Source organism: Leifsonia sp. McL0627 (assembly GCF_058244615.1).
Genome location: NZ_JBZCGM010000002.1, coordinates 1,094,277 through 1,107,034 on the forward strand (window position 1 = coordinate 1,094,277; position 12,758 = coordinate 1,107,034).

At 70.2% G+C, this 12,758-nt stretch carries 15 protein-coding genes; 6 read left to right on the forward strand and 9 right to left on the reverse strand.

Annotated features, from left to right (window positions below):
* The first annotated feature begins 10 nt into the window (after nt 1-10).
* Together AC37TH_RS05845 and AC37TH_RS05850 are read left to right on the forward strand one after the other, a co-directional pair.
* Nucleotides 11-1,207: a glycoside hydrolase family 1 protein gene (locus AC37TH_RS05845; protein WP_490763396.1), complete on the forward strand. Its 1,197-nt coding sequence runs from the start codon at nt 11-13 to the stop codon at nt 1,205-1,207.
* Complete coding sequence (locus AC37TH_RS05850) at nt 1,204-2,769, forward strand: family 20 glycosylhydrolase (protein ID WP_490763397.1); 1,566 nt, start codon at nt 1,204-1,206, stop codon at nt 2,767-2,769. Before AC37TH_RS05845 ends, AC37TH_RS05850 begins: the two co-directional genes overlap by 4 nt.
* A 63-nt stretch (nt 2,770-2,832) precedes the next feature.
* Here AC37TH_RS05850 and AC37TH_RS05855 read toward each other — a convergent pair whose 3' ends face one another.
* The 3 genes from AC37TH_RS05855 to AC37TH_RS05865 are packed head-to-tail and all read right to left on the reverse strand — an operon-like array spanning nt 2,833 to nt 5,068.
* Nucleotides 2,833-3,753, reverse strand: coding sequence for a DUF5996 family protein (locus AC37TH_RS05855; protein WP_490763398.1), 921 nt, complete (start codon nt 3,751-3,753; stop codon nt 2,833-2,835).
* A 38-nt stretch (nt 3,754-3,791) separates the two neighbouring features.
* Nucleotides 3,792-4,466, reverse strand: coding sequence for a DUF1254 domain-containing protein (locus AC37TH_RS05860; protein WP_490763399.1), 675 nt, complete (start codon nt 4,464-4,466; stop codon nt 3,792-3,794).
* Entirely contained in the window at nt 4,463-5,068 is a 606-nt protein-coding gene (locus AC37TH_RS05865; RefSeq protein WP_490763400.1) for a DUF1214 domain-containing protein, read from the reverse strand. The genes AC37TH_RS05860 and AC37TH_RS05865 overlap by 4 nt, the downstream gene beginning before the upstream one ends.
* 110 nt (nt 5,069-5,178) lie before the next feature.
* On the opposite strand from AC37TH_RS05865, the gene AC37TH_RS05870 reads away from it, so the two are divergent.
* Nucleotides 5,179-5,640 (forward strand): GNAT family N-acetyltransferase, encoded by a 462-nt coding sequence (locus tag AC37TH_RS05870; RefSeq protein WP_490763401.1) that lies wholly within the window; start codon nt 5,179-5,181, stop codon nt 5,638-5,640.
* On the opposite strand, the gene AC37TH_RS05875 is transcribed toward AC37TH_RS05870, so the two are convergent.
* From AC37TH_RS05875 to AC37TH_RS05885, 3 genes are read right to left on the reverse strand one after another with little or no spacing between them, the layout of a single operon-like run.
* Nucleotides 5,619-6,716, reverse strand: coding sequence for an NAD-dependent epimerase/dehydratase family protein (locus AC37TH_RS05875; RefSeq protein ID WP_490763402.1), 1,098 nt, complete (start codon nt 6,714-6,716; stop codon nt 5,619-5,621). The two genes, AC37TH_RS05870 and AC37TH_RS05875, sit on opposite strands and share 22 nt — an antisense overlap.
* Nucleotides 6,713-7,582: an MTAP family purine nucleoside phosphorylase gene (locus tag AC37TH_RS05880; protein ID WP_490763403.1), complete on the reverse strand. Its 870-nt coding sequence runs from the start codon at nt 7,580-7,582 to the stop codon at nt 6,713-6,715. The genes AC37TH_RS05875 and AC37TH_RS05880 overlap by 4 nt, the downstream gene beginning before the upstream one ends.
* Complete coding sequence (locus AC37TH_RS05885) at nt 7,579-8,997, reverse strand: glycosyltransferase 87 family protein (protein ID WP_490763404.1); 1,419 nt, start codon at nt 8,995-8,997, stop codon at nt 7,579-7,581. Before AC37TH_RS05885 ends, AC37TH_RS05880 begins: the two co-directional genes overlap by 4 nt.
* A 111-nt stretch (nt 8,998-9,108) precedes the next feature.
* Here AC37TH_RS05885 and AC37TH_RS05890 point away from each other — a divergent pair, with 111 nt between their 5' ends.
* The 3 genes from AC37TH_RS05890 to AC37TH_RS05900 are packed head-to-tail and all read left to right on the forward strand — an operon-like array spanning nt 9,109 to nt 10,779.
* Entirely contained in the window at nt 9,109-9,687 is a 579-nt protein-coding gene (locus AC37TH_RS05890; protein ID WP_490763405.1) for a hypothetical protein, read from the forward strand.
* A complete protein-coding gene (locus tag AC37TH_RS05895) occupies nt 9,677-10,300 on the forward strand; it encodes a molybdopterin-dependent oxidoreductase (RefSeq protein ID WP_490763406.1) in 624 nt (207 codons plus the stop codon). The genes AC37TH_RS05890 and AC37TH_RS05895 overlap by 11 nt, the downstream gene beginning before the upstream one ends.
* A complete protein-coding gene (locus AC37TH_RS05900) occupies nt 10,297-10,779 on the forward strand; it encodes a hypothetical protein (protein WP_490763407.1) in 483 nt (160 codons plus the stop codon). Before AC37TH_RS05895 ends, AC37TH_RS05900 begins: the two co-directional genes overlap by 4 nt.
* Here AC37TH_RS05900 and AC37TH_RS05905 read toward each other — a convergent pair.
* The 3 genes from AC37TH_RS05905 to AC37TH_RS05915 are packed head-to-tail and all read right to left on the reverse strand — an operon-like array spanning nt 10,691 to nt 12,686.
* Nucleotides 10,691-11,404: a methyltransferase domain-containing protein gene (locus AC37TH_RS05905; RefSeq protein ID WP_490763408.1), complete on the reverse strand. Its 714-nt coding sequence runs from the start codon at nt 11,402-11,404 to the stop codon at nt 10,691-10,693. The genes AC37TH_RS05900 and AC37TH_RS05905 overlap by 89 nt on opposite strands.
* Nucleotides 11,401-12,024 carry a TIGR04282 family arsenosugar biosynthesis glycosyltransferase gene (locus AC37TH_RS05910; protein ID WP_490763409.1) on the reverse strand — a complete coding sequence of 208 codons (624 nt, stop codon included), beginning with the start codon at nt 12,022-12,024 and terminating at the stop codon, nt 11,401-11,403. Before AC37TH_RS05910 ends, AC37TH_RS05905 begins: the two co-directional genes overlap by 4 nt.
* Nucleotides 12,021-12,686 carry a glycosyltransferase family 2 protein gene (locus AC37TH_RS05915; protein WP_490763410.1) on the reverse strand — a complete coding sequence of 222 codons (666 nt, stop codon included), beginning with the start codon at nt 12,684-12,686 and terminating at the stop codon, nt 12,021-12,023. The genes AC37TH_RS05910 and AC37TH_RS05915 overlap by 4 nt, the downstream gene beginning before the upstream one ends.
* Nucleotides 12,687-12,758: the final 72 nt, after the last annotated feature.

Here is a 12,758-nt window from a genome sequence, read left to right on the forward strand (position 1 = left end):
AACGGACAGCATGTCAGACTCCACACACTTTCCCGGGGGCTTTCTCTGGGGAGCATCCACCTCCGCGCACCAGATCGAAGGCAACAACGTCCTCAGCGACTTCTGGACCGCCGAGAGCAACGGAGAGTGGGGGCTCGAAGACAGATCGGGGGATGCCTGCGACAGCTACCACCGCTGGCAGGAGGACCTCGACATCGTGCGTGACCTCGGGCTGAACACTTATCGCTTCAGCATCGAGTGGGCCAGGATCATGCCTACGCCGGACCACGTCTCCCTGGCCGAGTTGGCCCACTATCGGCGCATGATCGAGGGATGCGCGGACCGGGGCATCACGCCTGTGGTCACCTTGCACCACTTCACCAACCCGGCCTGGCTGCGCTCCCTGGGCGGCTGGAAGTCCGATCTGGCCCTCGACCACTTTGCGCGTTATGTGCGCGAGGTGCTCCCGATCCTCGACGGCGTCGAACGGGTGTGCACGATCAACGAGCCCAACATGGTCGCTCTGATGACCGCGATGAGGCAGCAGGGGAAGCAGAACGCGGGCACCACCTTCCCCCCGCCAGACGAGGCGGTGACTACGGCCCTGATCCGCGCACACGAGCTGAGCAGGGACATCCTCCGCGGTGTTCACGGGGTGAACTCCGGATGGACCGTGGCGAACCAGAACGTCCAGGGTTTCGACGCCGACCCCGCACGAGTCGAAGCGATCTCGTACGCCGTCGAGGACCGCTATCTCGATGTCGCCCGCGATGACGACTTCATCGGCGTTCAGGCGTACAGCAGGCTGCGGGTCGGACCGCACGGTATCGACCTTCCCGGTGAGAAAGACCGTCGTACGAAGATCGGCTGGGAGTTCTACCCGCAGGCGCTGGAGGACGCCGTGCGGCACACGGCGGCCCGCATCCCCGGGGTGCCGATCCTGGTCACCGAGAACGGCATCGCGACTGACAGCGACGACGAGCGCATCGAATACACCGAGCAGGCCTTGGCCGGCCTGCACAGGGCGATCGCCGACGGTGTCGACGTGCGCGGCTATCTGCACTGGTCGCTTCTGGACAACTACGAGTGGGGTTCGTGGAACCCCACCTTCGGACTCGTCGCCGTGGACCGCGCCACCTTCGCCCGGACGGTCAAGTCCAGCGCGCGCTGGTACGGCCGGCACGTCGGAGTCCTGGCGGGCGCCGGTGAAAACGAGGTCGTGCGATGACCCTCCCGCTCGTACCCTGGCCGCAGTCGGTCACGCTCGGCGAGGGCCATGTGGCTTTTGAGCCAAGCCGCGTACGGATCGTCGGTGCGGCGGAGCTGGACCACGCGCGCGGGTGGCTGGCGTCCGAACTCGCCGGGCTCGCTGCCGCGGGCCAGAGTGGTCCCACTGGGCCGGAGCTCGTCGTCGAACTCCGCCTCGGCCCGGCGCCGACGGGGGTCGCTCCCGCTGAGGGTGTCGACGCGTCCGGCATCGCCCACGACGAACGGCACACAATCGAGATCCACCCCGACCGTGTCATCGTCACCGGGCCAGGTGACCGAGCGATACTGCGCGGCGTCGCCGGTCTCCTGCAACTTTTCGCCTGCCCGGATGCCCGGATACCCGAATGCCGGATCGAGGACGGGCCGCGGTACGCCTGGCGCGGGCTCCTGCTCGATGTCGTGCGCCATCCGTTCACGGCCGAAGAAATCGAGCGTGTGATCGACCTGATCGCCCGTTACAAGCTCAACGTGCTGCATCTCCACCTCACCGACTCGCAAGGGTGGCGGCTCCCGTCCGCCGCGTATCCCGAACTGGTTGAGGCGTCTGCAGGCGCGCCGTTCGCTGCGGATGATCTCGCCCGCCTCGCCGAGCGCGCGGCCGCACGTGGCGTGACGATCGTGTACGAGGTTGACCTACCGGGACACTCGGCCGCCGCGATCCGGGCATACCCTGAGCTGGCTGCCGACGATCGTGCCGCCCGTCTCGGATATCTCGATCCGGCCGCTGCCCCGGCGGCCGCTTTCATCGAGGCGCAGGCGAGCGGGTTCGCCGCCGCCTCACCTGCCGCGTTCGTGCATCTCGGCGGCGATGAGGCGTTCGGGATGCCGGCATCTGCGTTCACAGACGCGGTCGGCATCGCTATCGCGGCAGCACATACCGCCGGCAAACGTGTCGTCGCATTCCAAGAGGCGGTGCGAGCCGACGCTTTTTCCGAGACGGACATTGTGCAGTTGTGGATCGGAGACGAGACCCATATCGATTCTGACGCCAAGAAGGCAGAGCTCCCGCCGGAGGCCCATCACTTCGTTGACGAGATGGTCGACCTTTTCGCCAGGGCGACGGGCGATCGAGAACTCATCGCGGCGGCGGGTATCCCTGCGCTGATCTCCTCGAACGACGTGCTCTACCTCGATCGTCCGTACGCGCAACCCGCCGCCAGCCGCGGGGGAGAACGCCGGCGCGAGCGCCTGGGTTTCACCGAATATCCGGCCAAGACCCTCGAGCAGATGCACGACTGGATGCCGGAGGACTTCGTCACCGGTCACGGCATTCCCATTGCGGGAGTCGAGGCCGCGATCTGGGCCGAGACGGTCGAGAGCTTCGATGATCTCGCCTTCCTCCTCCTTCCCCGGCTCGGCTCTGCCGCGGAGCGGGCGTGGAGCAGAGCGCCGACGACGTGGCGGGACCACGCAGCACGCATCGCTACCCATCGCGCCGTCTGGGAACGCACCGGCTGGGAGGCCGCCTATGAATTGGGCGACGATGCCATCCCGATTGAGACGTCGATCGACGAGATATGACGGGAACCGAGGCACGGCCCTGAGACGTTCGGTGTGCTCCTCTCCGTGTCCCCGGTCTCGGTGTCACACGTCTGACGGGAGAACCGACCGCGATGACAGCCCTGCCGGCCAGTCGCCGAGGTGGGCGGCACTGTCGTAGGTGGCGCGGAGGAACGCGAGCGCGGTCGCGTCGGGATCGGGAGACGTTCGGACGACCTCGTACGGCAGCAGGAACTCCCCGTACTCCTCACTGAACGATGCGCCCTCCGGCAGCTCCGCCGAGGCGTAACCGCGCGGCGCGGGATAGGCGTAGGAGTAGAACGCCCCCTCAGAACCGCCGCCCGGCCAGAAGCCCGCGCTGCTGAGTTCGTGCGAGTAGCCTTCGAGCATCACGCTGTCCGGGCAGTTCGGCGCTCCGCCGGGGTGCGGGGGAGCGATGCGGCCGGAGAACCGGGTGACGGCGAGGTCCATCGCACCCCAGAAGTAGTGCACGGGGCTGACCTTGCCGAGGAACTCGGAGCGGAACCGGTGCAGGACGCGGTCCGCCTGGATGAGTTGACGCCAGAACGCGTTCGCCTGCTCGGGCACGTATGTCGCGTGCAGCGTGTCGTCGGCGAACGGGATCGCGGTCTCCACTTCGTTCGGCGCCGCGTGCTGGATGGCGACCTCGACGCCGGCCTGGCGGAGTGCCTTGAAGACCTCGGCGAAGAACTCCGCGACCGACAGGCCGAGAAGGGAGAACGAGGCGGTGCGCCCGTCGCTGGTGCGAACGACGAGGACGTGATCGATGAAATCGAACGCGATCTCGAGCATCCTGGTGTCGACCGGGATCGCCCCGGTCGTCAGGCCCCGCGCGTCGACGCGCAGCGTGACATGCCACCAGTGGTTGATCGGGGCCGCGAGGCCCATCCGGATCTTCCCGACCACCTGGGTCCAGAGGTGGAGGGTGTCGCGGGTCGCGGTCCAGGAATCCAGCGGGAGGGCCGGCCAAGCGTTGTCGCTCATGTGCGCCTTTCGGGTCGTCGGTCTGAGGATGGCCGGGCTCACACCCGGCCGCTGCGCTCGTCCGCGGGCGCGAGCCGAAACTGCTCCGCCAGCGCGTAGGCAGTGCCGCGATCGGTCTCGTCGGCGACGAACACCCGGCCGATGAGCAGCGCGGCGTGGTGCGGGATTTCGATCCGGGTGGCGCCTACCGGCGTCGCGCCGTCCCATCCGGCATCGCACAGCAGGAAGTCGCCCGAGGCGGTCCCGGTGGTGCGCTTTCCGACATACGCGAAGTTGGCGCCGCTGACCCGGTCGGTGAACTGCAGGCTGTAATACCGGCCGTCCAGGTCAGGCACGTGCAACACCGAGGGTCCGGCCTTCACATCGAGCCAGCCGCCGAAATACAGGACGCCGTCGGTGCCCGTCGCGATAACGCTGCCCGCGGAGGCGGACTCCGACGAGCTCTCCCGCACGGCGTAGAGCGTGTTCAGCGGGATCGGACCGCCGCCCAGCCCGCGCTTCAGCATGATGCGCTTGAACCCGCCCACGGTGATCCGCGGCCAGAACACGATGAAGACGAACGCCCCGATCACCCACACGATCAGAGCGGTCACGGCGAGCACGACGATGGAGTCCAGCCCTCCGTCGGCGATCCGGCGGTAGACGACCCAGGCGAAGATCGCCAGGATGACGATCGTCGCCGGCGTCGCGTATTTGAGGATCAACCGGTTCACGACCGCACCTCCACGACCGGCGGCACCTCGTAGTCGCCGGTCACGATGGAGGCTCCGGGCAGGTAGGCGCGGAGGGTGAGCTTGAACCGGCCGGAGGGCGTCGCGACGTGGTTGCCGCGCACCTCGGACGATGGATGCGCGCTCAGCTCGATGTCGACGGAGCCGTCGGCGTTGGTCGTGAGAGGGGTGCGGCTGTCGATGCTCGACTGGCCGGGCGCGGTTCCGGTCTGGTAACCGACGGTGTCCGTCGCCGTGAGCGACCAGAAAGCCTCGTTGGGCGGGAGCTGCCCGGCCGGGAAGCGGAGCCGATACGAGCGGTCACCGGTGAGGCGTCGTCCCGTGTCGTCTCTGTCCGCGGTCCAGTACGCGGCCTCTTCGAACGAGTTGACGACGGGAAGCGCCTTCTGCATCGCGGCGCGCACCAACACCCCGTTTCCGGGCTGGCCGACCGCGCGGATCGTGCTCCAGCCGTTGACGGTCGTCGTCTTCGACCTGGCCACCGCATCCAGCAGCAGGACGGTGGTCAGGAAGGCGAACGTGGCGCCGATGATCACGCCCTGCACGACGCCCGAGTCCGCGATCCAGGAGAAAAACCCGCTCACCAGTCACCTTCGTCCCAGCGCTCCCACGGTGGCGGCATGCCCGTCGTCGTGACCACTACTCGGAATCCTAGAGTCCGAACGCGCCCCTCCGCTCCGGATACGGTGAGGGGATGACGATCGAGTTTCGCCGCGCGGACTTCGCCGATCCGCGGCTCACCGAGTTCCTGGAGGCCTACCTCGACGAGCTCGCTCCCACCGCCCCCGCGGAGAGCCGCCACGCCCTCGACCTGTCCGGATTGCAGCAACCGGCCGTGCGACTGTTCGTCGCGTACGACGGGCAGGACATCGTCGGCACCGGCGCGCTCGCCGCGATCGAGCCAGGACACGAGGAGCTGAAGAGCATGCGCACCGCCCCCGCCAGCCGAGGCTCCGGTGTCGCCTCCAGGATGCTCGGCCACCTGCTGGCGGATGCGCGCCGCCGCGATGTCGCCCGCATCTCGCTGGACACCGGGACCATGGACTTCTTCCGGCCCGCGCGGGCGCTGTACGCGAAGGCCGGGTTCGTCGAGTGCGAGCCGTACGGACGGCATGTGCTCGATCCGAACACGGTCTATCTGACGCTCGCGCTCTGACGCCCGGCGGGCGCGACCGGCTGGCGTGCCGCTGCGGCCGCGAAGTCGCGGACGGCGCCGGGCCAGTCCGTTGTCGCGTGCCACGCGAGTTCGACGGCGGCCCGTTCCGAGGTCGCCGTGATGTGGCGCACGTCCCCGAGCCGATACGCACCCGTCACTTCCGGATGCGGTCCTCCCGTCGCGCGGGAGAGTGCCGTCGCGAAGTCTCCGATGGTGTGCACCTGGCCGCTTCCGACGTTGAAGGTCCGGAACCTCCCGTTCTCCTGGTGCGCCAGCCACGCGGAGGCGGCGAGATTGGCCTCGGCAACATCCCGGGCGTCGACGAAGTCACGGCGCTGACGCCCGTCCTCGAACACCAGGGGCGCGAGGCCCTCCGCGAGCCGGGAACGGAACAGCGAGGCGACTCCGGCGTACGGCGTGCCGCTGGGCATTCTGGCGCCGAACACGTTGTGGTAGCGCAGCGCCGCGGCTCGGCCGCCGGTCGATCGGGCCCACGACCGGGCGAGGTGCTCCTGGGCGAGCTTGCTGGCGGCGTAGACATTGCGTGGGTCGGTGGCGTCCGTCTCCCTGATCAGCACGGGGGAGAGCGGGGTGCCCGACGCGTCGAGAGGGTCGAACCGGCCCGCTCGCAGATCGCCGATCGTGCGCTCGGGCGGCTGGACGGTGCGGGAGCCGTCCCGGTAAAGGCCCTCGCCGTAGACCACCATGGACGAGGCGAGGACCAGCTTCGCCACCCCGGCCTTGGTCATCGCTGCGAGCAGGCGAGCGGTCACGCCCGCGTTCGATTCCATATAGTCCGGTGCGTCGGAGAAGTCCACGCCGAGTCCGACCTTGGCCGCCTGGTGGCAGACCAGCTCGACCGATCCGAGCACGGGCGCCGCCGCCTCGGCCGCGTCGCCGACGAGCAGGTCGACCTCGCCGCGGAGCCCCGCGAACCAGTCCGGGATGTCTGCGGTCGCGTGAACGTCGGGGCGCAGCGAATCGACGACCGTCACCCGCCAGCCGCGCGCGACGGCGGCCTCGACGATGTGCGAGCCGATGAAGCCGAGGCCCCCGGTCACCAGAATGTGCGTCACGCTGGAGTCCTGTCCGGCACCGGCACAGTCGCCGGCACCCGCGGCGCCGCGCCAAGCACCCGGTCCACCGCCTGCGGCGGGATCGAGCGTCGGCCCCGGAAGTCGTGCGGGACCGCTGCGACGATCGCGGCGGTCGCCGCGCGGATGCGCGGTCCGGCCTCGGCCATCCGCGCCAGGACGACGGCGGCATCCGCGGCCTCGGACGTGTCGCCTGCCGCCGTGCCAGCGTCCGTGTCGGTGACGAAGGCCAGCGCGACCAGCGCGATGTTCAGTTCGGCGGCCAGCATCGCCTCGGGATACTGGGTCATGTTCACGATGTCGGCCCCGGCCATCCGGAACCAGGCGGCCTCCGCCCTGGTGGAGAAGCGCGGACCCTGGATGACCACCGTGGTGCCGTCCGGCAGCACAGTCTCTCCCAAGCCCGTCAACGCGCGGAGGGCGAGCGCGTGCAGGTCGACGTCGAACGGCTCGGCCGCCGCCAGGTGCTGGACGTCGCCGGTGTCGTAGAAGGTGTCGGGGCGGCCGACGGTGCGGTCGATGAGCTGGTCGGGAAGCACGAAGGCGCCGGGGACGGCCCGCTCGGAGAGGCCGCCGACGGCTGAGGATGCGACGATGCTGCGGACCCCGAGCGAGGCGAGGGCCCAGATGTTGGCACGGTATGGCACGAGGTGGGGGGCGAACCGGTGGTCAGCGCCGTGCCGGGGCAGGAAGGCCACTCTGCGGCCTCCGAGCAGCCCCAGCCGGATGGGAGCCGACGGCGGGCCGTACGGGGTGTCGATCGTGACGGTCTCGCTGGCGTCGTCATCGTCGTCGAACAGCCGATAGAGGCCGGATCCTCCGATCACTCCGATCGTCGGTGCGGTCATGGTGTCTCCTCTCGAACGGCGGATGGCATCGTGGGCGGAAGGGCGGCCGGTCTCCGCCGTCGTCGGACGACGGTGGCGCCGATGGTCGCCGCGGCAGCGAGCGCGAGCAGGGCCGTGCCCTGCCAGGGCTCGGGAAGGAGCGCCCTGGCCGAGAGGGCCAGCGGAACCGCCAGCCACTCCCACCGCCGGCTGAGGGCGATGAACGGGATGAGCACCAGGGCGTACCAGGGGTAGGCGGGGCTCGCGATCAGCAGGACGAGCCCGATCGAGACGGTCTGGGCGTGCCACGGCTCGTGGGGGTCGGTCCGCCACCAGGCGACGGCGAGCACGGCCAGGATCAGGACCAGCGCCACCGCCGTCGCCGCTGCTCCCGGAAGCATCGAGAGGAGCGCGAAGCGTGACCCGCTGTCGTACCCTTCCTCGTCCAGGTAGCCGGGCAGATAGCCGATCACGGCCCATCCGGTGACGGCGAGGTACGGCAGGTAGGTGACCGCGAAGGTCACGGCAGCGGCAATCGTGACCGTGAATGGTCGGCGACGGGCGATCGGCGGGGCTGCGAGCGCAGGCACGAACTTGGTCGCGGCGGCGAGGCCGATGGCGACACCGGTGAGGATCGCCCTGCCTCGCCCGAGCCGTCCGGAGAGGGACAGTGCCGGCGTCGCGGCGAAGGTCGCCGCGACCACGAGGAGGGCGCCGAGCGCGTCGACGTGGGAGTTCGTCACCGCTTCGGCCGCGACGAACGGACTCCAGCCCCAGAGCGCAGCCCACCGCGCATCCAGCCCGCGTCGTCGCATCCCGACGAGCAGCAGTGTCGTGGTCGCCAGGCTCACCAGGAGCCCGGCCACCTGGAAGGGCCAGTACTGCGCTGACGGAGGAACGACCGAGCGGACCGCGGCGAAGAACCCTTCGGCCACCGGTGGGTAGATCGTGGGGACCTGCGGCCGGTTGAGCGCCGTGCAGAGCAGGTCGCCGCCCGGGACGGTCCTCGCCGACTGGATGCGCGTTCCTGTGCAGTGCGCGATCCCATCCGGGCGGGTGGTCGGCTGCGGGAAGAGCCAGCCCTGCCGGTATGGAGCGAGCGCGTCCGCTGCCGGCACGTGCGCATACGGGGAGACGCCGTCGTTCTGGACGATCCCATCCCAGGCGTACCGGGCGGAGTCGGTGCTGAGGTTCGGCGGACCCGCGAGTGCGGCGAGACCGATGGCAGCTGAGCCCGCGACGACGAGCACGATCGCGGCGCGCCCCCGGATGCGCAGCAGGATCAGGAACGCGCAGCCGGCCAGGACCCACGTGGCGGCCGTGGCGATCCCCAGCGGAGCGCTCTGCCCGGGGACGAACGCGCTGAACGTCGCCGCGGACACGGCTGTCACAACAGCGAGTGCGGCGAGCAGCACGCAGACGGCGATGACCTTCACACCTCGAGTGTCGCGTGCGGCGACCGGTCGGGAGGCCGATTCCGGCCGACCGTTCGTGGACCGTAAGATTTGGCCGCCGTGCGCTCCGGGCATCCGAACGAGAATCGTCGCATGGCTGTCACCGAACGTCTCTCGACCGCGCTCGAGGCGCGGATGGGCGGCGCTCGGGCCCTGTTCGCGTCGCCGGCAAGAACGGCGCGCACGACCGTCGTGGTGGGACGACTGCTCGCACTGGCGTTCGTGATCTGCTTCCTGACGGGGCTCTACAGCCATCTGCTGCAGGATCCGTTGCCCGGCCTGCGATTTCTCGTGTGGCCGGGCGTGTACGCGTTCACGCAGGGGCTGCACGTGACGGTCGGGATCGCCATCTTCCCTCTGCTGCTCGGCAAGCTGTGGACCGTCTACCCGCGTCTGTTCGTCTGGCCGCCGGTGACGTCGGCCGTCGAACTCGTCGAGCGAGTGACGATCGCGGTGCTGGTCTCGTCGGCACTGCTGGAGCCGACGATCGGCCTGATCAACACGTACCAGTGGTACCCGTGGCCGTTCCCGTTCCGCCAGGCGCATTTCGTGCTGGCCTGGGTCATCGTCGGGTCGATCGCCGTGCACATCGCGTTCAAGCTCCCGGTCATCGTGCGGTTCTGGCGGCGGCGCAGCGCGGCGCAGGACAGGAGCGTCACGGATGAGCGCTGAGGACCGCGCGCGGACCGTGTCGAGGCGCGCGCTGCTCGGCACGATCGCCGCGTCCGCCACGACCCTGGTCGCGTTCACCGCCGGCCAGTCGTTCGGATGGCTCGCCCCGTTGAACGTGTTCGCCCCGCGCGTGCAGGGTCACGGCCCGCAGTCGCTCCCCGTCAACAAGACGGCGCGGTCAGCCGGGGTCCTCGACGCCGCGCGCTCCTCCGACTGGCGTCTGAACCTCCGGGGGCCTGCCCGAGAGGTCGCGTTGTCCCGGAGCGGCCTCGACGGGCTGCCGCAGACCTCGGCGCGGCTGCCGATCGCCTGTGTCGAGGGGTGGAGCACCTGGGCGGAGTGGACCGGTGTCCGGATGCGCGACCTCGTCGCCCTGGTGGGCGGCGCCACGGAGGCGACCGTTCGGATCACCAGTCTGCAAGCGCAGGGCGCGTATCGCGTGACGACGATGGGAAGCGAGTTCGTGCAGGACCCGACCACGCTCGTCGCGCTACGCGTGAACGGGGAGACGTTGGACATCGACCACGGCTTCCCTGCGCGGGTGATCGCCCCTGGCCGTCCGGGCGTCCTGCAGACCAAGTGGCTGAGTTCGATCGAGGTGCTGCCGTCGTGAAGGCCACCCGTGTCATCCTGTTCGGTTCCGGCGCAGCGCTGGTCGTGGTCGGCATCGTGTTCGCTTTTCTCGAACTGAGCGTCGGCGAAATGGCCGGGCTCGTCCTTTGGCTGGGTGCGGCGGTCGTCGTGCACGATGGGATCATCGTTCCCGGATTCGCGTTCCTCGGACGGGTGCTCCGCCGGAGGGCGGTCGTCGTTCCGCGCTCGGTTCTCGTCGTCGTCGAGTCGGGGTTCGCGGTCGGCGCGCTGGTCACCGCGCTGGTGATCCCCGAGCTGGTCGCCCAGAGGCTCGGCCCGAGGAATCCGACCGTGGTGCCCGGCGACTACCTCGCCGCGCTCGCCGCTCTCTGGCTCGGAATCCTGACCGTGGTGGCCGTCGTGGCCGGGATCATCGTGTGGCGACGACGAAGGTCCGTGCGCCGTGGCGAACCGTCGTCGCCGACATCCCGAGAGCTTCCGTCAACGACAGAACGGTGAGCGCTCCGGCCTCCGCCCACGGGAACGCGTCGCTCTCCCGGCCGGACGGATGCCGGAGCGTCGCCTCGAATCGGTGGTCGCGGTCGTGGTCGGCGTGCGTCTCGACGAGCAGGCTGCCGCCGGGAGCGAGCAGCTCTGCGCAGCGCTCCAGCAGCGCGTCAGGGGCGCCGTCGATCCCGATGTTCCCGTCGAACAGGGACACAGCACCCCATGAGCCCTCTGCGGGGAGACGGTCGAAGACCGATCGGCGCAGAACGGGCAGTCCGTCGGCCGTCGCGTGTGCGATGGCGGCCGCAGACACGTCGATCCCGAGCGCGAGGCGACCGGCGTCGATGGCGGCGCGAACGATCCGGCCTGGCCCGCAGCCGACGTCGAGCACCGGGCCGGTGGATACGTCGAGCGCCCGCCGTTCGGCTGCGGTCGCCGGAGCCAGATAGGCCGACACGTCCAGGACGGCCCCCCGAGCGTCGTTCTCGCGGCGTCGACCACCGTCCGCGCGCGGGACCAGCGTCACCTGGCCGCCGCCGGAGCGGATCGCCTGATCGAACGGCTCGCCGCCGCCGTGGCCGAAGGTAGCGGTTTGCGGGTGTCCGGTCGGCGGGCGTCCGGCCAGCGTCGTGCTCACGCGGCGTCCCTCTCCTGGTCGATGGACTGGAGTACCAGCGCCAGCGGTGGGCACCTGTCGGCGGCGACCCGCGCATCCTGAGCGGTGTCGATGTCGGTGAGCGGCGGGAGGAGGCGCACGGTCATTCCCGCCCCGGTCAGCCGCTCGAGCTGCTCTCGACCGGTCTGCGCCGTGGACATCGCGACGCCCCGCACGAGCGATCCGTCCGGCTCCCGCATCCCGAGCGCCCAGAAGCCGCCGTCGGTCGCCGGGCCGAACCACGCGTCAAGGTCCCCCCACGGCTCGAAGAGCCCGCTCAGCCAGGCCGGGTCGAGGTGCGGGGTGTCCATGCCGAGCAGCAACAACGGCTCGTCGACCGCGTCGAAGAGGTGCGCGATGCGCTCGTCGAGGCCGTCGCCGCGCTGCGGCAGCACGTCCCAGCCGTCTGTTCCCGGAGGCGCGACCTCCCCGTCGAACGCCAGGATGCGCCGTGTCGCGGGCAGGCAGGAGACCAGCTCGATCGTCGCTGCGAGAGCGGCCGAGGCGATCGCCGCCGCCTGCACGGCGTCGAACTCCGGTTGCAGCCGGGTCTTGACCCGCCCGGGGATGCACTCCTTGGCGATGACGGCCACGGCGGTCACGGGGTCGTCTCCCTCAGTCGCCTGCGCATATCCGCGGTCGCGGTCAGGGCGCCTCGGACGGTGCCGGTCACCTTGGAGCGGCCGATCCGCGGGTGGTAATCGACCTCGACCTGCCGGATGCGCCACCCGGCCGAGGCAGCGTGGAGCACCAGTTCGACCGGGTAGCCGCTCCGGCGATCCTCGACGCCGAGGGCGAGAAGGCCCTCGCGGGACGCAGCCCGCACCGGCCCGAGGTCGCGGAGGTCCGTCCCGGTGCGCGCCCGCAGCATCCGGGCCAGCTGCCAGTTGGCCAGTCGTTGCGGGAGCGGCCAGGCCGACCGCGTGGTCGGTCGCCGGAGCCCGATGGTCAGTTCGGCGCTTCCGGTCAGCACCGGCGCGATGACCGCACCCCACTGCGCAGGGTGAATGGTGCCGTCGGCATCGCAGACGACCACGACGTCCGAGCCGGCCGCCTGGAGTCCGGCGTGCACGGCGGCGCCATAGCCGCGCCGCGACTCCTCGACCACCAGTGCGCCGGCAGCGCGGGCGGCGTCGGCCGTGCCGTCCGTCGACCCGTTGTCGACCACGATCGCGCGGAAGCCGTCCGGGATCCTGGCCAGGAGCCAGGGGATCGCAGCGGCCTCGTTCAGACAGGGGAGCACGACATCGACTTGATCGGTCACGGTCCGACGCTACGCAGCGGCCGGACCGGCCACGGGCTGAGAATCTTACGAAACGCGGACGGTCCGCCGTGC

Excerpts from the sequence above, each read along its gene's own strand:
- AC37TH_RS05880 (WP_490763403.1), bottom strand. The coding sequence starts at position 7,582 with ATGACCGCACCGACGATCGGAGTGATCGGAGGATCCGGCCTCTATCGG.
- AC37TH_RS05895 (WP_490763406.1), top strand. The coding sequence starts at position 9,677 with ATGAGCGCTGAGGACCGCGCGCGGACCGTGTCGAGGCGCGCGCTGCTC.
- AC37TH_RS05855 (WP_490763398.1), bottom strand. The coding sequence starts at position 3,753 with ATGAGCGACAACGCTTGGCCGGCCCTCCCGCTGGATTCCTGGACCGCG.
- AC37TH_RS05845 (WP_490763396.1), top strand. The coding sequence starts at position 11 with ATGTCAGACTCCACACACTTTCCCGGGGGCTTTCTCTGGGGAGCATCC.
- AC37TH_RS05890 (WP_490763405.1), top strand. The coding sequence starts at position 9,109 with ATGGCTGTCACCGAACGTCTCTCGACCGCGCTCGAGGCGCGGATGGGC.
- AC37TH_RS05870 (WP_490763401.1), top strand. The coding sequence starts at position 5,179 with ATGACGATCGAGTTTCGCCGCGCGGACTTCGCCGATCCGCGGCTCACC.
- AC37TH_RS05850 (WP_490763397.1), top strand. The coding sequence starts at position 1,204 with ATGACCCTCCCGCTCGTACCCTGGCCGCAGTCGGTCACGCTCGGCGAG.